Genomic DNA, 20,383 nt, shown 5'->3' with positions numbered 1-20,383 from the left:
GTGATTTCGTAGAGCTTTGTTACGAATCAATCAATAGCAGAAGAAGAGGACGTGACAGGAATGAATGGAAGAATTGTAATAGCCGATGATGAACCTATTACAAGAATGGATATCCGAGACATATTGGAAGAAGCGAACTACAATGTTGTAGGGGAAGCGACAGATGGTTTTGAAGCAATCGAACTTTGTAAAAGCCATCAACCAGATCTTGTTATTATGGACATTCAAATGCCACTCTTAGACGGTTTAAAAGCAGGGAAACGGATTATTTCTGAAGGCCTTGCTGGCGGTATTATTTTATTAACCGCATTTAGTGATCCAAAAAACACTGAAAAAGCAAAAGGATTCGGAGCATTAGGTTATCTAGTAAAACCACTTGATGAAAAAAGTTTAATCCCAACAGTTGAAATGAGTATTGCCAAAGGGCGAGAAACAAGAAAACTAGAGCAGCAATTAGAAAAGCTCACAAAAAAATTAGAAGAACGCAAAGTGATTGAAAAAGCTAAAGGTGTGCTTATGATTGAGAACAACATCACAGAGGAAGAAGCCTACAACATGATTCGTAATCTGAGCATGGATAAACGTTGTCCAATGATGGAAATCGCAGAAACGATTGTGATGAGCGATGACTAAGACGATTCGAGAAATGTGTTTACGCTATACGGACTTAGCAGAATATGATATTGATGAATTAATACATACTGCAAAATCGTTAAGCGAGTCTTCGATGTATCAAGATGTAGATGTTTTCATTGATGTTTATAACAAACTTACTAGTGAAGCACTTGTCATTCATCATACGCCGCCAAAATCAACCAAGTCACTTTATAAAAACAATGTAGTTGGAGAAACTGCTCTTCGTAGTAATGAACCAGGTGTACTCAGAACTCTTGAAACTGGTATGAACTCCAACGACTTGCTTGCAAAAACACAAGAAAACGTATTAATTCGTCAAAAAGTGTATCCTATCCGCAACAAACAACGAGTCATTGCCGTACTTATTCTAGAAAATGATATTAGTGCAGAAATTAAAGCTCATTTTGAGATTGACAACGAAGAAACGGCTTATAGAGATGTTTCTACAACACTTTCCGCGATGAGTAAATTAACCGATTCTATTACTGATCAACTAGATGACGCAATCTTGATTTTTGATCGTAACGGTATTTTACAACAAAAAAACTGCGCTGCTGACCAGTACTATGAACGACTAGGCTACATGGAAAATATCCAAGGAATGCATTATGATAATTTATCTCTCGACCAGATGATGTTTGATGCAATTATGTATCAAATCGAAACAGGAAAACAGCCAGTTCAATTAAAAAAAGAAGTGGTTATTGCCGGGAATTATTTTATTATGAAGCAAATTTTTGTGAAAGAAGAGGATGAACAAGAATGTCGTTTTATCCTTATCTTACATGATGTCACGGATATTAAAGTGAAAGAAGCAGAAATCGTTTCAAAATCGGTGGCAATTCGCGAAATTCATCATCGTGTGAAGAATAATTTACAATCAGTTGTTTCACTGCTGAGAATTCAAGGCAGACGTTCTACAAGCGTGGAAGCACAGAAGGTTTTGAATGAGAGTGTCAGTCGTATCCTTGCAATTGCAGCTACACATGAACTTTTATCCAAGCAGATGGAAGACGGAATCAACTTATATATGGTAATTGAAGCAGTCGCCTATAATATTGAAAGATGTTGTAACGATTGTCCGCAAGTTGCAGTTAGAATGGATATTGATAAACGGATTTACTTGGATAGTGACCGAACCGTGGCACTAGCGCTTGTTATGAATGAACTATTACAAAATTCATATGATCATGCTTTCCATCCAAATGAATCAGGCGAAATTTTACTACAAATAAAAGAAGAAAAAAATATTATTCACGCAGAAGTAAGCGATAATGGTCATGGCTTTAATGTTCGAAAAGTATCCGAAAAAAGCCTAGGACTTTCCATTGTCAAAAGTTACATCAAAGATAAACTTCGAGGTAAAGTAACAATTGAATCAAATGAACATGGAACTAAAACAATGTTCGATTTTAAATACAATTCAATCCATGCTACAAAGAAGTAGCTATGAAAAAAGCGATGAAGCTTAAAGCCAAGTAACGATACTGTTATTTGTCTTTAAGCTTTTTCTTTTTGCTAGAAAGGAGTGAGGGTTTTGACGGAAACGATTTTAAGTGTAGGGATTGACCTTGGTACGTCGACAACACAACTCATTTTATCCGAGTTAGAAATTCAAAATATGGCATCAAGCTTCACAGTGCCGCGCATTGTTATTTCAGATAAGCGAATCATTTTTAGAAGCGAGATTCTTTTTACACCGATTCTTGCTGATAATTTAATTGATGTCGATGCAATTCGTGATTTTGTAACGAAAGAATATGCGAATGCCGGGATTAAGAAAGAAGAAATCGGCATGGGGGCAGTTATTATTACAGGTGAAACGGCTCGTAAAGATAATGCGAGTAACGTTCTAGATGCGATGAGCGGTTTTGCAGGAGACTTTGTCGTTGCTACAGCTGGACCTGATTTAGAAAGTATTATTGCTGGAAAAGGAGCAGGTGCGCACACTTATTCTAAAGAAAATAGTACTTGTGTTGTGAATCTGGATATAGGTGGCGGGACAACAAATTTATCGCTATTTGATCGCGGCGAGCTTATTGATACAGCATGCCTTGATATTGGTGGTCGGTTAATCAAAGTGGACCGTGAAACTAGAAAAATCACTTATATTGCCCCAAAAATTCAAGCTTTAATAGAAAAACGTGGTTATCCAATCACGCTAGGTGAGAAGACCTCGCCAGAAAATTTACAACCAATTCTAGGTGAAATGGTAGAGTTACTTAAAAACAGTGTCGGTCTTGGAGCTCCAAATGATTTTTACGAAACAATCATCACGAATAAAGGCTTAAAATTCCTTGCTGAAATTGAATGTATTTCTTTTTCAGGCGGTGTGGCTGATTGTATTTCAACTGGTGCTTTAAGTGATCCGTTTAGATACGGAGATATTGGTCTTTTACTCGGAAAGTCAATAGCTGAATCTAGCTTGATGACCGAAAAAAAGTATATCGAATCTGTCGAAACCATACGGGCAACTGTGGTAGGAGCCGGTTCACACACAGCAGAAATTAGCGGTAGCACAATCACTTATACCGAGAAAATTTTCCCAGTAAAAAACATTCCTATTTTGAAACTTGCCAAACAAGAAGAAAATGAAAATATGGCAGAAGTCATCAAGGAAAAACTCAACTGGTTCAAAATAGATGAAGATATGGAACGGATTGCACTTGCAATTGAAGGGGAGAATAGCCCCAGTTTCCAGCAAGTAACAGAATATGCAAAGGCCATTTGCGAGGGGATGAAAGAACCGATTGCACTTGGGCACCCACTAATTATCATTACTTGGCACGACATGGCAAAAGCGCTCGGACAAAGTATTTTCGGGCATTTACCAGCCGGCTATCCACTGATTTGTTTGGATAGTGTCAAAGTCGATAACGGTGATTATATTGATATAGGAAAACCAGTTGCTGACGGGAAAGTGCTACCAGTAGTAGTAAAAACCTTAGTCTTTAACTGATCCATATAAATAGCTTTAATTTTGAGAGGAGGATTTATCGAATGATTTTAAAAACGAATTTATTCGGCCATACATACCAGTTCAAATCCATCACTGATGTGTTGGCAAAAGCAAACGAAGAAAAATCGGGCGACCGTTTAGCCGGAGTTGCTGCTGAATCTGCAGAAGAACGTGTAGCTGCCAAAGTGGTGCTTTCTAAAATGACGCTTGGAGATTTACGTAATAATCCGGTTGTCCCATATGAAACAGATGAGGTAACCCGTATTATTCAAGACCAAGTAAATGAACGTATCCATGATTCCATTAAAAACTGGACAGTGGAAGAATTACGGGAATGGATTTTAGACCATAAAACAACAGATGCTGACATTAAACGTGTTGCACGCGGCCTAACATCAGAAATTATTGCTGCTGTTACAAAATTAATGTCCAACCTAGATTTAATTTATGGAGCGAAAAAAATTCGTGTTATCGCACATGCGAACACAACAATCGGTCTTCCAGGAACTTTCTCCGCTAGACTACAACCAAACCATCCAACTGATGATCCTGATGGTATCCTTGCTTCTTTAATGGAAGGATTAACTTACGGTATTGGGGATGCGGTAATCGGACTTAACCCAGTAGATGATTCTACTGATAGCGTTGTTCGTTTACTTAATAAATTTGAAGAATTCCGCAGTAAATGGGATGTGCCAACACAAACTTGTGTACTAGCGCACGTGAAGACTCAAATGGAAGCAATGCGTCGCGGCGCTCCAACTGGTCTTGTATTCCAATCTATCGCAGGTTCTGAAAAAGGAAATACAGCTTTCGGTTTTGACGGAGCAACGATTGAAGAAGCTAGACAATTAGCTCTTCAAAGTGGTGCTGCAACTGGACCAAACGTTATGTATTTTGAAACAGGACAAGGTTCTGAGCTTTCTTCTGACGCTCATTTCGGCGTAGACCAAGTAACAATGGAAGCTCGTTGTTATGGATTTGCGAAGAAATTTGATCCATTCCTAGTGAATACAGTAGTTGGATTTATCGGACCTGAGTATTTATACGATTCCAAACAAGTAATTCGCGCCGGCCTAGAAGATCACTTCATGGGTAAATTAACTGGTATCTCTATGGGTTGTGACGTTTGTTATACCAACCATATGAAAGCCGACCAAAACGACGTAGAAAACTTATCCGTGCTTCTAACTGCAGCAGGATGTAACTTTATCATGGGTATTCCTCATGGTGATGACGTAATGCTTAACTACCAAACAACTGGTTACCATGAAACAGCTACTTTACGTGAATTATTTGGTCTAAAACCGATTAAAGAATTTGATCAGTGGATGGAAAAAATGGGCTTCAGTGAAAATGGTAAATTAACAAGCCGTGCTGGAGATGCATCTATTTTCCTAAAATAAGGAAGGGAGGAACTAAGCGATGAACGAACAAGAATTAAAACAAATGATTGAAGGCATTTTAACGGAAATGTCCGGTGGTAAAACAACCGATACAGTAGCAGCTGCGCCAACTAAATCTGTAGTTGAAACAGTTGTAACAGAAGGTAGCATCCCGGATATTACTGAAGTTGACATTAAAAAACAATTACTAGTACCAGAACCAGCTGACCGCGAAGGCTATTTGAAAATGAAACAAATGACCCCAGCAAGACTTGGTTTATGGCGCGCTGGTCCGCGTTATAAAACAGAAACAATTCTTCGTTTCCGTGCGGACCATGCTGTTGCACAAGATTCCGTGTTCTCTTACGTTTCAGAGGATTTAGTCAAAGAAATGAACTTCATCCCAGTAAATACGAAATGTCATGATAAAGACGAATACTTAACTCGCCCAGACTTAGGTCGTGAATTTGATGATGAAATGGTGGAAGTGATTCGTGCGAATACTACGAAAAACGCGAAACTACAAATCGTTGTCGGTGACGGACTTAGTTCTGCAGCAATTGAAGCAAACATCAAAGACATTTTACCTTCTATTAAACAAGGTTTGAAAATGTATAACTTAGACTTTGATAATATTATTTTTGTAAAACATTGTCGTGTGCCATCCATGGATCAAATCGGCGAAATCACTGGCGCTGACGTTGTGTGCTTACTTGTAGGCGAACGTCCGGGTCTTGTAACTGCTGAATCTATGAGTGCTTATATTGCTTATAAACCAACAGTTGGTATGCCAGAAGCTCGTCGTACTGTTATTTCTAACATTCATAGCGGCGGAACTCCACCAGTTGAAGCAGGCGCATATATTGCTGAATTAATTCACAATATGCTTGAGAAAAAATGTTCTGGTATTGATTTAAAATAAAATTGTTAGAGGAGGAAACTTCATGAAAAACGATAAATTACCTGCATCCGTTTTAAGCGTCAAAGTTGTATCTAATGTAGACAATGGTTTATTTAAACAACTTGACTTAAAACCGCATCAAAGAAGTCTGGGTATTATTACATCTGATTGTGATGATGTTACATACACAGCACTTGATGAAGCAACAAAAGCAGCAGAAGTAGATGTTGTCTATGCGAAAAGTATGTATGCTGGTGCTGGAAATGCATCCACAAAACTAGCTGGTGAAGTAATCGGTATTATTGCCGGACCAAGCCCAGCTGAAGTAAAAAGTGGCCTTTCAGTTGCAGTAGACTTCATCGAAAATGGTGCTAGCTTTGTTAGTGCAAATGAAGATGATAGCGTACCTTACTTTGCACATTGTGTATCAAGAACAGGTTCTTTCCTTTCAAAAGAAGCAAATGTAGCAGAAGGACAAGCGATTGCTTACTTAATCGCACCGCCACTTGAAGCTATGTATGCTCTAGATGCAGCTCTTAAAGCAGCAGACGTAACAATTGGAACTTTCTACGGACCACCATCCGAAACTAACTTCGGTGGAGCACTTTTAACAGGTAGTCAATCTGCATGTAAAGCTGCTTGTGATGCGTTCAAAATGGCAGTAGAAAATGTGGCTGAAAATCCACTTCAATATTAAGGTGGTGCTAAAAAATGCCAAATGAAGCACTTGGTTTAATTGAAGTCACTGGTTTCCTTGGTGCTGTGGTTGCGGCTGATACTTGTTTAAAAGCAGCAAATGTTGAATTAATTAGATGTGAAGTCATTAAAGGTGGCTTAACAACAGTTGAATTAACAGGCGATGTTGGTGCTGTAAATGCAGCAGTGGAAGCAGGAAAAGCAGCTACAGAAAGCTTAGGTTGCCTCATTTCTAGTCACGTGATAGCAAGAATGAGTGAAGAAACGAAATCACTCTTTGTAAAAGCTGAGCAAGAAATAGAAGAAACAAAAGAAGTTATCCAAGAAGTCGTAGAAGTAAAAACAACTACAGATGAAACGGAAAAGAAACTTCGCGAAATGAAAGTTATTGATTTAAGGAAACTTGCTTACACATTAGATAATGTGCCTATCCCAAAAAGCAAGATTAAATATGCGAACAAGGATAAACTTGTTCACGCACTAAAAGATATTTATGGAAGGAGTGAAAACTAGTGGCACTAGAAGATAAAGATTTACGCTCAATCCAAGAAGTTCGTAACCTCATTGAATCAGCTAACAAAGCACAAAAAGAACTTGCTGCAATGAGCCAACAACAAATTGATACAATTGTAAAAGCGATTGCTGATGCCGGTTATGATGCTCGCGAAAAACTCGCAAAAATGGCACATGAAGAAACTGGTTTTGGAATTTGGCAAGACAAAGTAATTAAAAACGTCTTCGCCTCCAAGCACGTCTACAATTACATCAAAGATATGAAAACCATTGGTATGTTAAAAGAAGATAACGAAAAGAAAGTAATGGAGGTTGCAGTTCCACTAGGCGTAGTTGCAGGATTAATTCCATCAACAAACCCAACATCCACTGTTATTTACAAAACACTAATTTCGATTAAAGCAGGAAATAGTATCGTATTTTCTCCACATCCAAACGCACTAAAAGCAATTCTTGAAACAGTAAGAATCATTAGTGAAGCTGCAGAAAAAGCTGGTTGTCCAAAAGGCGCTATCAGCTGTATGACTGTTCCAACAATCCAAGGAACAGATCAACTGATGAAACACAAAGATACAGCAGTTATCCTTGCAACAGGTGGTTCTGCTATGGTAAAAGCCGCTTATTCATCTGGAACTCCAGCAATTGGAGTTGGACCAGGTAATGGCCCAGCATTTATCGAACGCAGCGCTAACATTCCTCGCGCAGTAAAACATATTCTTGATTCAAAAACATTCGATAACGGAACAATTTGCGCATCTGAGCAATCGGTCGTTGTGGAACGTGTGAATAAAGAAGCTGTCATTGCTGAATTTAGAAAACAAGGAGCACACTTCTTATCAGATGCAGAAGCTGTTCAACTTGGTAAATTCATTTTACGTCCAAATGGATCCATGAACCCAGCAATCGTAGGTAAAAGCGTGCAACATATCGCTAACCTTGCTGGCCTAACTGTTCCAGCTGACGCAAGAGTACTTATCGCTGAAGAAACAAAAGTTGGCGCTAAAATCCCTTATTCAAGAGAAAAATTAGCACCAATCTTGGCTTTCTACACAGCGGAAACTTGGCAAGAAGCTTGTGAACTTAGCATGGATATTCTTTATCACGAAGGAGCTGGACATACTTTAATCATCCACTCTGAAGATAAAGAAATCATCCGCGAATTCGCACTGAAAAAACCAGTTTCTCGTCTCTTAGTTAATACACCAGGAGCACTTGGCGGAATTGGCGCAACAACAAATCTTGTACCTGCTTTAACACTTGGTTGTGGGGCAGTTGGAGGAAGTTCATCATCTGATAATATCGGACCTGAAAATCTATTCAACATTCGTCGCATTGCTACAGGCGTTTTAGAGTTAGAAGACATTCGTAAAGAAGAAAACCAAGCAACACCTGAACTTTCGGTTGATGCAGACGCACTCATCCAAAGTTTAGTAGAAAAAGTTTTAGCAGAATTAAAATAAAAAATAAAACACTAATTGGAGGAATTTTAAAATGGCAAACGCAAACGCATTAGGTATGATCGAAACAAAAGGTTTAGTAGGAGCAGTAGAAGCAGCAGACGCAATGGTGAAAGCAGCTAACGTAACACTTATGGGTAAAGAACAAGTTGGTGGCGGTCTAGTAACAGTTATGGTTCGCGGTGATGTTGGCGCAGTTAAAGCAGCAACAGATGCAGGCGCAGCAGCAGCTGAACGCGTTGGTGAATTATTATCTGTACACGTAATTCCACGTCCACACAGCGAAGTAGACGCAATTCTACCAAAAAGCGCTGAATAAGAAAAATTTCTAACATAAATCAGGAAAAAGCGTGAGCGTAGGGCATAAGGGTTCCATCAGACTCGGAAAATGCCTAAAACTTTCGCTTTTTACCAGATTTAAGCAAGACAAAGCTTCCCATCATTACTAACACCAATTGTAAATGGGACAAAAGGATGTGGTTCTTTGGCTATTTTGACAGAAGATGAGTTACGAAAAGCCTACTTACACACCGATTTAAAAACAAAGAAAAAATTAGATATAAAAAAAGGAACGATTATTACTCCATCAGCTAAGAGTTTTTTATCTGAAAAGAAAATCGACCTTCATTATATTGATGAAATTTCAGAAACAAAAGTAGTAGTGGAGCCAGTGAAAAAAGAAACTACTAGAGCAAAATTCCAAACGATTTATGGTGGTTCAGTAGATGAAAAGCCAGAACATATGACGCATTTACGCGGCAACTTGCTTGTATTTAAAGACCATCCTCAAATCGCTTTCCGCGGAAAATTAGATACACTTGAAGCTGAAATCCTGGAAACCCAGTGTTCCGTTGCTAGTGAATTTAAAGATCTTGCGGAAGATTTACAAGAAATCCTCACCTTTGTAAGAAATATTGTACGATCGGAAGTTTTAAACGAGCAAATCGAAACAGTTAATTTGCTTGGAATGGACGAAAAAGAACTGCGGGAACGTAGTCATAATCCAAAAAAATACTACCAAATGACGCATTTTATGCCTGATTATACGATGGGGAATGCTGTTATTCGGTTAAACAAATTAAGAACGATGGTTCGTGAAACGGAATTAACTGCTTTTACAGCATTTAAGGAAGCGGATTATTCGGTAAAAAGACCAGATATTATTCAAGCGCTCAACCGGTTATCCAGTTTATTTTGGATACTAATGTTCCGCGTAAGAACTGGTGAATATAAAAAGTAAGGAGGCTTATTCATGAATAATGAGTTAATAACAAGCCTTATTGAAGAAGTCACTCGCCGTGCATTACTTGAAACTGGCGTAGAAGTAGAAGCATCCGGTCGTCACGTCCATTTAGATCGTGAGACAGTTGATGCACTTTTTGGACCTGGGTATGAACTTACTCATTTCCGTGACCTATCTCAACCAGGTCAATATGTTTGTAAAGAAAGAATTAGCATTGTTGGACCAAAAAGCGTGATTCATAACGTAGTAATTCTTGGACCAATCCGTAAAAAAACACAAGTAGAAATTAGTGCTACAGACGGTACCGCACTTGGTATTAAAGCACCAGTCCGCGAAAGTGGAGACATAGCCGGGACACCAGGAATTTTACTTTTATCTGCTAAAAACAGTGTTCAATTAACTGAAGGACTTATTGTTGCAAAACGCCATATTCATATGACGCCAGAAGATGCAGCAAAACAACAAATAACACAAAGTGAAATTGTTCAAGTGAAAATTAATGGCGACAGACCACTGATTTTTGACGATGTGGTCGTTCGAATTAGCCCTGATTTTGCTACATATATGCATATTGATTACGACGAAGCCAACGCATGCGGCTTTAAAAAGGGAATTCGAGGTCAAATAATTAAGAAAACAAAGGCAAAATGAGTATGGAAATAGAAGCTCTAATAAAAGCCGTCACCGAGGAAGTCATGAGACGATTACAACTTCCAGATAAAAAAATGATTATCATGGGGCAAGATTCAGAACACACTCTCAGACAGTGTTATCAAAAAGAATATCAAGTTTCGCTTTATGATCGTTCTGAACGTACCTGTGACATTTTATTATTAGAAGAAATGGAAATCGCTGAATTAGCTCGAATCAGTTTGCTTGCACCAATGAATAAAAAAGAACAATTTATCACAGATCATCTTTTAGAAGGACGTCCTACTTGGATCATGAAAAGCGGAATTAAAGCAAATGCTTATAAACGTTCTGCTAAATATGGTATCAGACAGCTCCTTCAAGAATATGAAGAAAAACTCGCTCGTTTTGGCGTAGAATTTATCGATAATCCGGTGAAATCCGTGAAAACTAGCAAAGTTATTAGCGAACAAGATGTGATTAAACTCACGAAGAATAAAAGCGAATTCATTTTGCCAGAGGGAAGTTTCTTAACACCACTTGCAAAAGATTATTTACAGGAAAACCGAATTAGCATTAAAGAAAGTTAGGAAGGAAGAGCGGCATGCAAATTGGAAAAGTTACCGGGAGTTTATGGGCGACAAGAAAAGATGAAAAACTGAATGGTTTAAAACTACTACTAGTAGAGATTTGTACCGATGAAGTGGAAGATAAAAGACATTCCATAGTGGCAGCTGATAATGCCGGAGCAGGAAACGGTGATCTCGTGCTCGTTACAACTGGTAGCGCAGCACGAGCATCTACTGGGGATAATACAATACCAGTGGACGCGTGTATCGTCGGCATTATCGACTCGGTAGAACGTTATGGCTGAACAGTCCTTAGGTATTCTTGAACTCAGGAGCATAAGTAAAGGTTACGAAATGGCCGATGTTTTTTTAAAAGCTGGCAATGTAACTTTATTTACTTTTCGTCCGACATGTCCTGGTAAATTTTTGATTATTTTGCAAGGTGCTTCCGGTGAACTTACTAGTGCGATGCAAGATGCAAAAGAAGAAGCAGGGAAATTTCATGTTTCTTCTTATATTTTGCATATGGCGCACGAAGAATTACTTGCTTTTCTAAACAATAAACACCCTAAAGTTGATGTTGATGCAGTAGGAATTATCGAAATCAGTCAATTGGGTGCTGGGCTAAACGCAGTGAATGAAGCGCTAAAAAAATCAGCTATTCATTTAAAACGAATGACGCTCGGTGCTTCGATTGGTGGGAAATTTGTGGCTGTTTTTACAGGGGAAGTTAGTGCTATTCAAGAAGGGATGCGGATTCTAATCGAAACCGCAGAACCAAAAAAGGTGATACATCATACGGTCATTCCTTCTCCTGATGAACTTTTAAAACGCTATCTATAGAATGGAGGAACACTTTTGAGCATTAATGAAATTATTATTTATTTAATGGTAATCTTTATGATTCTAGGAGCCATTGACAAAATTATCGGTAACAAATTTGGCTTAGGAGCACAATTTGAAGAAGGTATTATGGCAATGGGATCGCTAACTCTAGCTATGGTCGGTATTATTACTTTAGCACCAGTTTTAGCGAAAATTTTAAGCCCGATTGTTGTACCAATTTATACAGCGCTTGGGGCTGACCCAGCAATGTTTGCTACAACTTTACTTGCGAATGATATGGGTGGTTTTGCGCTAGCTCAAGAACTTGCGCTAACGCCTGACGCTGGTCTTTTTGCAGGAGCTATTTTAGGCTCAATGATGGGACCAACAATTGTTTTCACGATTCCAGTAGCACTTGGAATTATTAAAAAAGAAGACCATAAATACCTAGCGACTGGTGTACTATCTGGTATTATTACGATTCCAATCGGTTGTTTAATCGGTGGTCTTGTAGCTGGATTTTCACCAATCATGATTTTCAAAAACTTAGTACCAATTCTTCTTGTAGCTGTACTTATTATGTTAGGTCTTTGGTTCAAACCAGAAGGCATGATTAAAGGCTTTACGATTTTCGGAAAAGGGGTAGTAATTGTTGCTACTATCGGACTTGTGGCTGGAGCTATTCAACAACTTACTGGATTAACTATTATTCCAGGAATTGCACCAATTGGCGAAGGTATCGAAATCGTTGGTGGTATCGCACTAGTTCTAGCAGGAGCTTTCTGTTTAGTTTTTGTTATTACGAAAGTGTTCAACAAACCACTTATGAAAATGGGTAAATTACTTGGTATGAATGAAGTTGCAGCGGCAGGTATGGTTGCGACACTTGCAAATAGTATCCCAATGTTCCAAATGCTAAAAGATATGGATGAGCGCGGTAAAATTATTAACGTTGCTTTTGCAGTATCTGCGGCCTTTGTTTTAGGGGATCATCTAGGTTTCACAGCTGGGGTTGCCCAAGATATGATTTTCCCGATGATTGTCGGAAAACTTGTCGGAGGAGTAACTGCAGTAGCTGTCGGTATCTACATGGCTAACCGAATGATGAAGAAAAATAAAGCAAAAGAACAAACGGCGGTGAAAGATAATGGCTGATATTAGTAAAGAATTAATTGAGCAGCTAGTAAAACAAGTTGTCCTAGAAAAAATGGGTCAAAGTTCCAAACATGTTGACCCAAGTGGTATTTTATCCGTTAAACTTCCAGAAGTAAGAGTTTCTGAAGAAGACCGTTTAGATACTGGTAACCCTAGCGATGTTGTTTATACAAAAGATTTAGTAACACTAGAAGAAAGTAAACGTCTAGGTTTTGGTCTAATGGAAATGAAAGATACAACATTTGATTGGTTCTTAGATTACGATGAAGTAGATTATATTATTGAAGGCAGACTAGATGTTGTCATCGATGGTAGAAATGTTTCTGCAGGACCAGGCGAACTGATTTTCATTCCAAAAGGAAGCCAAATTAAGTTCTCTGTAACTGGAGAAGCGAGATTCATTTATGTTACTTATCCGGCTGATTGGCAGTCACAATAATCATAAAAAAACGATTTCGGCAATATTTGCTGAAATCGTTTTTTATTTAAGTGAATCGCGATATTCTTTAGGAGTCATATCGAACTCTTTCTTAAAGACTTTGCAAAAATAACTAGCACGAGAAAATCCTAAATTCTTCGCAATCGTGTGGACGGCCCAGTCACTTTTTTCTAGCTGTTCCTTTGCATATAGCATTTTTTGTTCATTGACGTAATTAATAAAATTGATATTCAATTCGTTTTTAAATAGTTTACTTAAATAAAAAGGGCTTAAATAAACATAATTGGCTACTTCTTCTAGAGTGATGGAACGATGAATGTTCTTTTTAATGTAGCGAATAGCTTGTTTGATTTCTTTATGTTCACCACTCGTTTTACTGGATGTGGCAGCTTCTTTTTTGGGTTGTTTTTGTTTTTCGTGAGCGGTGTAGTAGTCACTTAAAACATCAAGTACTTCGACTGTTTCGAGAGAATGAAGTAGGGCAGAGTGATCTGGATTTTTTTTGTTGAAGTCTTCTTGAATTTGTTGGGTAAATTGATTTTCTACCTGACTATTCATCAAAGGCTGAATATTTACTACTTTTTCTTTCTCCAAAAATCTTCCCTCCTTATTTTATTCTTGCACTAATTATACCATAAAATCGCTTAAAATAACGTTTTATCCTGTATTTTAAACAGAACAATAAATTCTTTTTTATAACAAAATATTGTCATTTTTGCTTTGTGAATTAGAGAAATTGAGAAAAAGTTCACACTGGTGGCTATTTTAAGTGTATACAATGAAAAAAATACGATTTTAAAAGCTTGCACTATTTTGCTTTCTAGCCTGTTAGTGCCCTTGTACCAGTGTTTTAACAGGGATATAATGAAATGGAAATAACGCTTTCACGAGAGGGTGATCTTTTCAATTGAAGATTCAAAAATTAGTATTATGTGCGATGTTGATTGCAATGTGTGTAATTGGCGCAAACATAAAATTAATGGGTTCTGTTGCATTTGACGCAGCCCCAGCTTTTATTGGGACTTTGCTGCTAGGTCCGATGTACGGTGCAGTGCTTGGGATTTTCGGTCATTTAACTTCAGCATTACTTGCGGGATTTCCGCTGACGCTACCGATTCATTTGATTGTTGCTGGAATGATGGGCGTAACGATGATTGCTTATGGATTTCCGCGCCACAAGCTAGCTGAAAAGAATCAACTAGTTGCTATTAGTGCTTCTAGTGTTGTCGCTTTTGTTTTTAATTGTCCGTTATCATTACTTGCGCTTTATCCATTAATGCATCAAGCGGTATTTGTGTTATTTCCGGTTCTAGCTATTGGTTCGATTTGCAACATTTTTGTCGCTGAAGTCGTTTACCAAGTGTTACCAGAACGCTGGAAAAGACGAATTGCCGGGTACTAAACAACTAAATAGGTGAATATATTAATCCGGGAAAGAGGTGAAAATCCTCTACAGGCCCTAGCTACTGTAATTCGGACGAAAGCCAAACATATGTCACTGGAAGAAATTCCGGGAAGACTGGTGAGTAGGTTGATGATAAGTCAGGAGACCGCTAGTATATTCGATATCCAAAAACAACTTCTAAGGGAGCGAGTTGTCTTTATTAAACAGATTTTCATGATAAGAAAGTTTCTTTGTGCTACATAGAATTCTTATTGATGTTAAATCTCTAAAAGACGCCAAAGTTCTGTTTGGCGTCTTTTTTTATGGCTAAAGCGAAAGGTGAAAAAAGATGAACAAAATCTTAATTGCAGCCGCATCAAGTGGTGCAGGAAAAACAACCGTAACACTCGGAATTATGCAAGCTTTGAAAAAAAGAGGCTTCGCGGTTCAGCCATTTAAAGTAGGTCCAGATTATATTGATACGAACTATCATCAAGCAATTACAGGTGTTGCTTCCATTAATTTAGATAGTTTTCTCATTGATGATGACGAGATGCTAGCGTCCCTTTTTCAAAAGCACGGCGAGTCTGCTGATATTTCGGTCATTGAAGGAGTGATGGGATTATTTGATGGGCTTGGGATTGATCGCGATAATGCCAGTACTTCCTTTATTGCCAAATGCACAAAGACACCAGTCATTTTAGTTGTGGATGGAAAAGCTATTTCGACTTCAGCAGCGGCGATTGTTGACGGATTCAATCGTTTTGATCCGGAACTTAAAATTGCTGGCGTCATTATTAATCGAGTTGCCTCAGAAAACCATTTTTCTTTAATCAAAGGGGCGATTGAGCGTTATACGGATGTACCAGTGTTAGGTTACTTGCCAAAAAATGCGGCAGTGGCACTTCCAGAACGGCATCTAGGATTAGTACCACAAGAAGAAATGACTGAGCTCGAAGCAAAATGGGAGCTACTTTCTGACCTCATTACCACACATGTGGATTTAGACAAATTACTCGAAATAAGCAAATCTAGTGAGAACTTATCTACTTCTAAAGCTCAAATGAAAGTAGCGGATTTTTCTGGGCTTCGTGTCGCTTATGCGCTAGATGCAGCATTTCACTTTTATTATCAAGATAACTTGGATTTGATTCGTTCGACTGGGGCAGAGTTAATTCCATTTAGCCCGCTTGAGGATAACGAGGTTCCGGAAGCAGATTTCATTTATATTGGCGGCGGTTTTCCAGAAATTTTTGCCAAGCAGCTTAATGACAACAGATCTATGCGGAAGTCAATTTTGGCTGCGCACGAAAAGAGCATTCCAATTTACGCCGAATGTGGTGGGTTGATGTACCTTGGTTCGAGTTTAGAAATGGAAGGAAAACAGTATGAAATGGTGGGAGTTTTTAACGGTATTAGTAAGATGACAACAAGGCTGCGGAAGTTTGGCTACTGTATCGCGGAACCTTTAGAAGAAACGTTAATCGGCAAAAAAGGGATGTCGATTCGCGGGCATGAATTTCATCATTCAGTTTTTGAAACGACTGAAACAGCTTGTATGAAACTTTCAAAAAAACGTGACGGTGAAATAGTTAAAGAGTGGCGTGGTGGTTATCAAAAAGGCAATACTTTTGCCAGTTATCTCCATATCCACTTCTACCAAAATCCGGCCATTTTAATGCAGATGTTTGGAGCTGGAAAGAGATGATCGTACTCTTTTATACCATATCGTTTATTTTAGATTTCATACTAGGTGACCCTTACAGCTGGCCTCATCCTATCAAAGCAATTGGTAACTTTATTCAATTATTAACGAACGCTTTGCGGAAAATTTTTCATGGTAAATCACTGTATTTTGCTGGAGGGCTGTTATTCATTCTTACAGTTGGAATGACGGGAATTGTTTCGTGGCTCATCCTTTATATTAGTGCAAAAATTGCTTTTTGGCTTTATGTGGCGCTGTTTATTTACTTAGGGTATACGACACTTGCGATGACTTGCCTTGCGAAGGAGGCGCGGAAAATTCAGCGAACACTCGCGGATGGTGATTTAGAAGCGGCTAGAGTACAAGTTGGGATGATTGTTGGTCGGGATACAGACAAGCTCACGGCAGAACAAATTAGTAAAGCCACCATTGAAACCGTGGCGGAAAACACAGCAGATGGCGTTATAGCACCATTATTTTACTTATTCATTGGAGGTCCTGTACTAGCCCTGATGTATAAAGCCGTGAACACACTTGATTCGATGGTCGGTTATAAAAATGAAAAATATCGCGCCATTGGTTTTGTTTCAGCAAAAATGGATGATTTGGTAAATTTCATTCCAGCAAGGCTATCTTGGTTTTTCCTTGTGATTGCGAGTTTTATTTTGAAGTATGATGGACGCACTGCATGGCGGATAGGGCTTCGTGACCGGAAAAATCATACAAGTCCCAATTGCGCATATCCAGAAGGCGCGGTAGCAGGAGCGCTTGGGATAACACTTGGTGGCACCCATGAATATTTCGGCGAGACAGTTGTTAAACCAACCATCGGCAGTGGAACAAAAGCCGTTACACAAAAAGAAATCAGTCAAACAATTCACTTACTATACACAGCTTCCATTATTGCTTTTCTAATTTTTATCAGTATACATTTAATACTATTTTAAAGGAGTGGCACAATGAACTACATTAAAAATCCAGCCAAAATTGAAGAGAAAAGTTTTGAAATCATTCAACAAATTATTGACGATATTCGACCAGATTATACATTTCAAAACAAACTAGAGGAAGCCATTATCAAACGTGCGATACATACGACAGCAGATTTTGATTACTTGGATAGCCTCGTTTTTCAACAAGATGTTATCCAAAAAATCATTCATGTTCTTCAAAATAAAGGAACCATTTTTACAGATACTAATATGGCGCTTAGTGGTATTAATAAACGGCTGTTAGATGAACTTGGCTGTAGTTATCACTGTTATGTGAGTGATCCAGAAACGATCGAAATTGCCAAACAGCATGGCATCACGCGTTCAATGGCCGGGATTAAACTTGCTTCTTTAAAAGATGGACCGAAAATATTTGTCCTAGGGAACGCGCCAACTGCGGTTTATAAAATTATTGAAATGACGGAAAGTGGACAATTACATGCAGATGCGGTCGTTGCAGTGCCTGTCGGATTTGTCGGGGCAGCTGAATGCAAAGAAGAAATTCTTGAAACCGACATTCCAGCAATTGTCGCTCGTGGTAGAAAAGGCGGTAGTAACCTTGCCGCGGCAATCATTAATGCAATCTTGATTACGATGTAAAGAAGGCGACGAGCAGTGGAAGATTTTATTTATTATAATGGCAAAAAATATCGTAAAGGCTATACAACTGGAACGTGTGCAGCTGCCGCGGCTAAAGCGTGTGTCGAAATGATAGAAAAACAAGAAGAAGTAAGCGCGGTTAAAGTCACAACAACAGGTGGAACTATTCTTGAAATCCCCGTTGCCTATCAACAGTTTTCTGAAAAAAAGGCAACTGCAGCTGTTCAAAAAGATGGCGGCGATGATATTGATGCGACACACGGCATGTGGATTTTTGTTGATGTCGAATTAACAGATAGTCCGGAAGTTACTTTAGATGGTGGCGTTGGAATTGGTCGCGCAACACAAAAAGGTATTTCGGTTGAAGTGGGTGAAGCGGCAATTAACCCGGCTCCAAGGAAAAATATTCTAGCTACAGTGCGCGAATCACTTGGCGAAAATCGTGGCGCAACCATTTTAGTATATGCTCCTGAAGGGGAAGAACGCGCGAAACGAACAATGAATAGCAACCTCGGTATTATCGGCGGGATTTCCATTTTAGGAACGACAGGGATTGTCACACCAATGTCGGATGAAGGCTGGAAAAAATCATTATCAATGGAGCTCGAAATGAAACGGAACCAAGGACTTGACCAAATTATTCTTGTTCCAGGTAATTATGGCGATGATTTTGTTCAAAATACGCTTGGTTTTGCGAGTGATAACATCGTTTCCATGAGTAATTTCGTTGGCTACATGTTGAAAGAAACTCAACGGCTCGCATTTAAGAAAGTATTGATGGTTGGGCATTTTGGCAAATTAGTGAAGGTTTCAGCTGGTATTTTTACGACCTATAGCAAGGATGCGGATGCGCGGGCAGAAATTTTGGTGGCTAACTTGGCTTTACTCGGCGCACCATTATCACTCTTACAAGAAGTAGAGAAGTGTAATACGACAGAGGCTGCAGGCGAATTAATTGAAGCAGCTGGTTTTACTCATGTTTATGAGGTAATCGCACAAAAAATCAAAGCAAGGTCAGAACGCTTCTTGAAATTCACTAAACCAAGTGTGGAAATTGATGTCGTTACATTTTCAACTGAACGAGGTTTACTTGCTGCAACGAAAGACATAGAAGTATTGCGGGAGGAATGGCGATGATTACAGTGGTTGGAATCGGACCAGGAGATACGAATTTGCTAATAAACGCAGCAAGACAAGCTTTATCTTCAGCAGATTCAGTGTATGGATCGAAAAGACAATTACAAGAAATAGCTGAATTAACAACTGCAACGTGCCTACTGTTACCAAAAAAATTAGCAGATTTAAAAAATATTCCTCATCAAAATAAAAACGTCGTGATTTTAGCATCAGGCGATCCACTGCTCTACGGGATTGGCAACTGGGCGATGACGAATTTTTCAGAAGATATTCATATTATCCCGGGAATCAGTGCAATCCAGATGATGTTTCACCAAATCAAGCTGCCGATGAATGATTGTTTTATAACGAGCAGCCATGGTAAAACACCAAATTTCGATTTTTTGCTCCAACATGAAAAAGTCGCAATGGTAACAGATTCCATTATTGGACCATACGAAATAGCTGCTGAAATCTCAAAACGAAATCTAAAAAAAATCATGTTTATCGGTGAAAATTTAAGTTCAACAGAAGAACGAATTCATAAGCTAAGACCAGAGGAAGTTGAAAAAAAATACGATATGAATGTTGTGGTGATTGTCGATGAAAGATGACGTATTTATTCGCGGAAAAGTTCCGATGACAAAAAGCGAAGTGAGAGCAATAAGTATTGATTTACTCGGATTAGATAATACCAGTAAAAAACTGCTAGATGTTGGCGCTGGAACTGGAAGCGTTGGGCTTCAAGTAGCTTATAATTTTCCGCACATCAAAGTTACCGCAATTGAACGAAATAAAGATGCGGTGGACTTAATTAAACAAAACCAAGCCAAATTCGGCGTAGAAAATGTAGCAGTCATCGAAGCATATGCACCAATCGAATTACCTCAGGAAGAGAAATTTGATGCCATTTTTATTGGTGGTAGTGGTGGAAATTTGACTGATATTATCGACTGGTCATTGATTCATTTGAAACTAGGCGGTCACTTGGTACTTAATTTTATTTTATTAGAAAATGCCTTACAAGCAATGAACCATTTAGAAAAATTACCAGTGAGTGAATTGACAATGAAGCAAATTCAAGTTTCAAATTGGCATAAACTCGGAGCTGGACATTATTTTGAACCACAGAACCCAACCGTCATTATTGGCTGTAAAAAACTAGAGGAGTGAAGAAA

The 20,383-nt window shown here is 38.7% G+C and carries 24 protein-coding genes and 1 riboswitch; of the genes, 23 read left to right on the top strand and 1 reads right to left on the bottom strand.

Going from position 1 to position 20,383, the window contains the following annotated elements:
- Positions 1–51 precede the first annotated feature (51 nt).
- The 16 genes from OC533_RS02620 (at position 52) to OC533_RS02545 (ending at position 13,408) form a co-directional block, all read left to right on the top strand.
- Positions 52–633 (top strand): ANTAR domain-containing response regulator, encoded by a 582-nt coding sequence (locus OC533_RS02620; RefSeq protein WP_003724712.1) that lies wholly within the window; start codon positions 52–54, stop codon positions 631–633.
- Entirely contained in the window at positions 626–2,083 is a 1,458-nt protein-coding gene (locus tag OC533_RS02615; RefSeq protein ID WP_003761781.1) for a sensor histidine kinase, read from the top strand. The genes OC533_RS02620 and OC533_RS02615 overlap by 8 nt, the downstream gene beginning before the upstream one ends.
- Before the next feature lie 90 nt (positions 2,084–2,173).
- Positions 2,174–3,595, top strand: a complete 1,422-nt coding sequence (eutA, locus tag OC533_RS02610) for an ethanolamine ammonia-lyase reactivating factor EutA (protein ID WP_033533129.1) — start codon at positions 2,174–2,176, stop codon at positions 3,593–3,595.
- Positions 3,596–3,636: 41 nt separating this feature from the next.
- Positions 3,637–5,001, top strand: a complete 1,365-nt coding sequence (locus OC533_RS02605; RefSeq protein WP_003761786.1) for an ethanolamine ammonia-lyase subunit EutB — start codon at positions 3,637–3,639, stop codon at positions 4,999–5,001.
- Positions 5,002–5,020: 19 nt separating this feature from the next.
- Positions 5,021–5,902 (top strand): ethanolamine ammonia-lyase subunit EutC, encoded by an 882-nt coding sequence (eutC, locus tag OC533_RS02600; RefSeq protein WP_003761788.1) that lies wholly within the window; start codon positions 5,021–5,023, stop codon positions 5,900–5,902.
- A 22-nt stretch (positions 5,903–5,924) separates the two neighbouring features.
- Positions 5,925–6,578: an ethanolamine utilization microcompartment protein EutL gene (eutL, locus tag OC533_RS02595; protein WP_003761789.1), complete on the top strand. Its 654-nt coding sequence runs from the start codon at positions 5,925–5,927 to the stop codon at positions 6,576–6,578.
- A gap of 14 nt (positions 6,579–6,592) precedes the next feature.
- Positions 6,593–7,090 (top strand): BMC domain-containing protein, encoded by a 498-nt coding sequence (locus OC533_RS02590; protein ID WP_010990795.1) that lies wholly within the window; start codon positions 6,593–6,595, stop codon positions 7,088–7,090.
- Entirely contained in the window at positions 7,090–8,550 is a 1,461-nt protein-coding gene (locus OC533_RS02585) for an acetaldehyde dehydrogenase (acetylating) (protein WP_003761793.1), read from the top strand. Before OC533_RS02590 ends, OC533_RS02585 begins: the two co-directional genes overlap by 1 nt.
- Before the next feature lie 31 nt (positions 8,551–8,581).
- Positions 8,582–8,866: a BMC domain-containing protein gene (locus tag OC533_RS02580; protein WP_003719393.1), complete on the top strand. Its 285-nt coding sequence runs from the start codon at positions 8,582–8,584 to the stop codon at positions 8,864–8,866.
- 165 nt (positions 8,867–9,031) lie between these two features.
- A complete protein-coding gene (locus OC533_RS02575; RefSeq protein ID WP_003761794.1) occupies positions 9,032–9,787 on the top strand; it encodes an ethanolamine utilization cobalamin adenosyltransferase in 756 nt (251 codons plus the stop codon).
- 12 nt (positions 9,788–9,799) lie between these two features.
- Complete coding sequence (eutD, locus tag OC533_RS02570; protein WP_262265220.1) at positions 9,800–10,441, top strand: ethanolamine utilization phosphate acetyltransferase EutD; 642 nt, start codon at positions 9,800–9,802, stop codon at positions 10,439–10,441.
- Positions 10,438–11,010, top strand: a complete 573-nt coding sequence (locus OC533_RS02565; RefSeq protein ID WP_153648205.1) for a TIGR02536 family ethanolamine utilization protein — start codon at positions 10,438–10,440, stop codon at positions 11,008–11,010. The genes eutD and OC533_RS02565 overlap by 4 nt, the downstream gene beginning before the upstream one ends.
- Positions 11,011–11,024: 14 nt before the next feature.
- Positions 11,025–11,294, top strand: a complete 270-nt coding sequence (locus OC533_RS02560; protein ID WP_003761800.1) for a EutN/CcmL family microcompartment protein — start codon at positions 11,025–11,027, stop codon at positions 11,292–11,294.
- A complete protein-coding gene (locus OC533_RS02555; protein ID WP_003761802.1) occupies positions 11,287–11,832 on the top strand; it encodes an ethanolamine utilization microcompartment shell protein in 546 nt (181 codons plus the stop codon). The genes OC533_RS02560 and OC533_RS02555 overlap by 8 nt, the downstream gene beginning before the upstream one ends.
- Positions 11,833–11,847: 15 nt before the next feature.
- The gene (gene eutH, locus OC533_RS02550) at positions 11,848–12,969 is read left to right on the top strand and encodes an ethanolamine utilization protein EutH (RefSeq protein ID WP_003761804.1); all 1,122 of its coding nucleotides are present in this window, start codon (positions 11,848–11,850) and stop codon (positions 12,967–12,969) included.
- Positions 12,962–13,408 carry a cupin domain-containing protein gene (locus OC533_RS02545; RefSeq protein ID WP_003761805.1) on the top strand — a complete coding sequence of 149 codons (447 nt, stop codon included), beginning with the start codon at positions 12,962–12,964 and terminating at the stop codon, positions 13,406–13,408. The genes eutH and OC533_RS02545 overlap by 8 nt, the downstream gene beginning before the upstream one ends.
- Positions 13,409–13,450: 42 nt before the next feature.
- Here the strand turns inward: OC533_RS02545 and OC533_RS02540 are convergent, their stop codons facing one another.
- A complete protein-coding gene (locus OC533_RS02540) occupies positions 13,451–14,002 on the bottom strand; it encodes a helix-turn-helix transcriptional regulator (protein WP_003771472.1) in 552 nt (183 codons plus the stop codon).
- Between the two features lie 313 nt (positions 14,003–14,315).
- Here OC533_RS02540 and OC533_RS02535 point away from each other — a divergent pair, with 313 nt between their 5' ends.
- From OC533_RS02535 to OC533_RS02505, 7 genes are all read left to right on the top strand, one after another.
- Positions 14,316–14,810, top strand: coding sequence for an ECF transporter S component (locus tag OC533_RS02535; RefSeq protein WP_194323395.1), 495 nt, complete (start codon positions 14,316–14,318; stop codon positions 14,808–14,810).
- A riboswitch (cobalamin riboswitch) is annotated at positions 14,798–14,982 on the top strand. Its footprint overlaps the gene before it by 13 nt.
- Positions 14,983–15,141: 159 nt before the next feature.
- Complete coding sequence (locus OC533_RS02530; RefSeq protein ID WP_194323396.1) at positions 15,142–16,500, top strand: cobyrinate a,c-diamide synthase; 1,359 nt, start codon at positions 15,142–15,144, stop codon at positions 16,498–16,500.
- Entirely contained in the window at positions 16,497–17,444 is a 948-nt protein-coding gene (cbiB, locus tag OC533_RS02525; RefSeq protein WP_194323397.1) for an adenosylcobinamide-phosphate synthase CbiB, read from the top strand. Before OC533_RS02530 ends, cbiB begins: the two co-directional genes overlap by 4 nt.
- Positions 17,445–17,456: 12 nt before the next feature.
- On the top strand, positions 17,457–18,089 hold the full coding sequence (locus OC533_RS02520; RefSeq protein ID WP_185482149.1) for a cobalt-precorrin-8 methylmutase: 633 nt from the start codon (positions 17,457–17,459) through the stop codon (positions 18,087–18,089).
- A 15-nt stretch (positions 18,090–18,104) separates the two neighbouring features.
- Positions 18,105–19,226: a cobalt-precorrin-5B (C(1))-methyltransferase CbiD gene (gene cbiD, locus OC533_RS02515; protein WP_194323398.1), complete on the top strand. Its 1,122-nt coding sequence runs from the start codon at positions 18,105–18,107 to the stop codon at positions 19,224–19,226.
- On the top strand, positions 19,223–19,819 hold the full coding sequence (locus OC533_RS02510) for a cobalt-precorrin-7 (C(5))-methyltransferase (protein ID WP_003771482.1): 597 nt from the start codon (positions 19,223–19,225) through the stop codon (positions 19,817–19,819). Before cbiD ends, OC533_RS02510 begins: the two co-directional genes overlap by 4 nt.
- Positions 19,809–20,378: a decarboxylating cobalt-precorrin-6B (C(15))-methyltransferase gene (locus OC533_RS02505; RefSeq protein WP_185538498.1), complete on the top strand. Its 570-nt coding sequence runs from the start codon at positions 19,809–19,811 to the stop codon at positions 20,376–20,378. The genes OC533_RS02510 and OC533_RS02505 overlap by 11 nt, the downstream gene beginning before the upstream one ends.
- The last annotated feature ends 5 nt before the right edge of the window (positions 20,379–20,383 follow it).

Origin of the sequence: Listeria sp. Marseille-Q6474 (genome assembly GCF_946902005.1) — a bacterium.
Classification (GTDB): Bacteria; Bacillota; Bacilli; order Lactobacillales; family Listeriaceae; genus Listeria; species Listeria innocua.
The sequence above is the reverse complement of the archived record's forward strand: the minus strand, read 5'-3'. Positions and strand labels throughout refer to the sequence as shown.

Coding starts and splice junctions, on each gene's coding strand:
- OC533_RS02545 (WP_003761805.1), top strand. CDS start 12,962: ATGGCTGATATTAGTAAAGAATTAATTGAGCAGCTAGTAAAACAAGTT.
- OC533_RS02560 (WP_003761800.1), top strand. CDS start 11,025: ATGCAAATTGGAAAAGTTACCGGGAGTTTATGGGCGACAAGAAAAGAT.
- eutL (WP_003761789.1), top strand. CDS start 5,925: ATGAAAAACGATAAATTACCTGCATCCGTTTTAAGCGTCAAAGTTGTA.
- OC533_RS02615 (WP_003761781.1), top strand. CDS start 626: ATGACTAAGACGATTCGAGAAATGTGTTTACGCTATACGGACTTAGCA.
- OC533_RS02530 (WP_194323396.1), top strand. CDS start 15,142: ATGAACAAAATCTTAATTGCAGCCGCATCAAGTGGTGCAGGAAAAACA.
- cbiB (WP_194323397.1), top strand. CDS start 16,497: ATGATCGTACTCTTTTATACCATATCGTTTATTTTAGATTTCATACTA.
- eutC (WP_003761788.1), top strand. CDS start 5,021: ATGAACGAACAAGAATTAAAACAAATGATTGAAGGCATTTTAACGGAA.
- OC533_RS02555 (WP_003761802.1), top strand. CDS start 11,287: ATGGCTGAACAGTCCTTAGGTATTCTTGAACTCAGGAGCATAAGTAAA.
- OC533_RS02590 (WP_010990795.1), top strand. CDS start 6,593: ATGCCAAATGAAGCACTTGGTTTAATTGAAGTCACTGGTTTCCTTGGT.
- OC533_RS02580 (WP_003719393.1), top strand. CDS start 8,582: ATGGCAAACGCAAACGCATTAGGTATGATCGAAACAAAAGGTTTAGTA.
- OC533_RS02510 (WP_003771482.1), top strand. CDS start 19,223: ATGATTACAGTGGTTGGAATCGGACCAGGAGATACGAATTTGCTAATA.
- eutD (WP_262265220.1), top strand. CDS start 9,800: ATGAATAATGAGTTAATAACAAGCCTTATTGAAGAAGTCACTCGCCGT.
- OC533_RS02520 (WP_185482149.1), top strand. CDS start 17,457: ATGAACTACATTAAAAATCCAGCCAAAATTGAAGAGAAAAGTTTTGAA.
- OC533_RS02565 (WP_153648205.1), top strand. CDS start 10,438: ATGAGTATGGAAATAGAAGCTCTAATAAAAGCCGTCACCGAGGAAGTC.
- OC533_RS02505 (WP_185538498.1), top strand. CDS start 19,809: ATGAAAGATGACGTATTTATTCGCGGAAAAGTTCCGATGACAAAAAGC.
- OC533_RS02605 (WP_003761786.1), top strand. CDS start 3,637: ATGATTTTAAAAACGAATTTATTCGGCCATACATACCAGTTCAAATCC.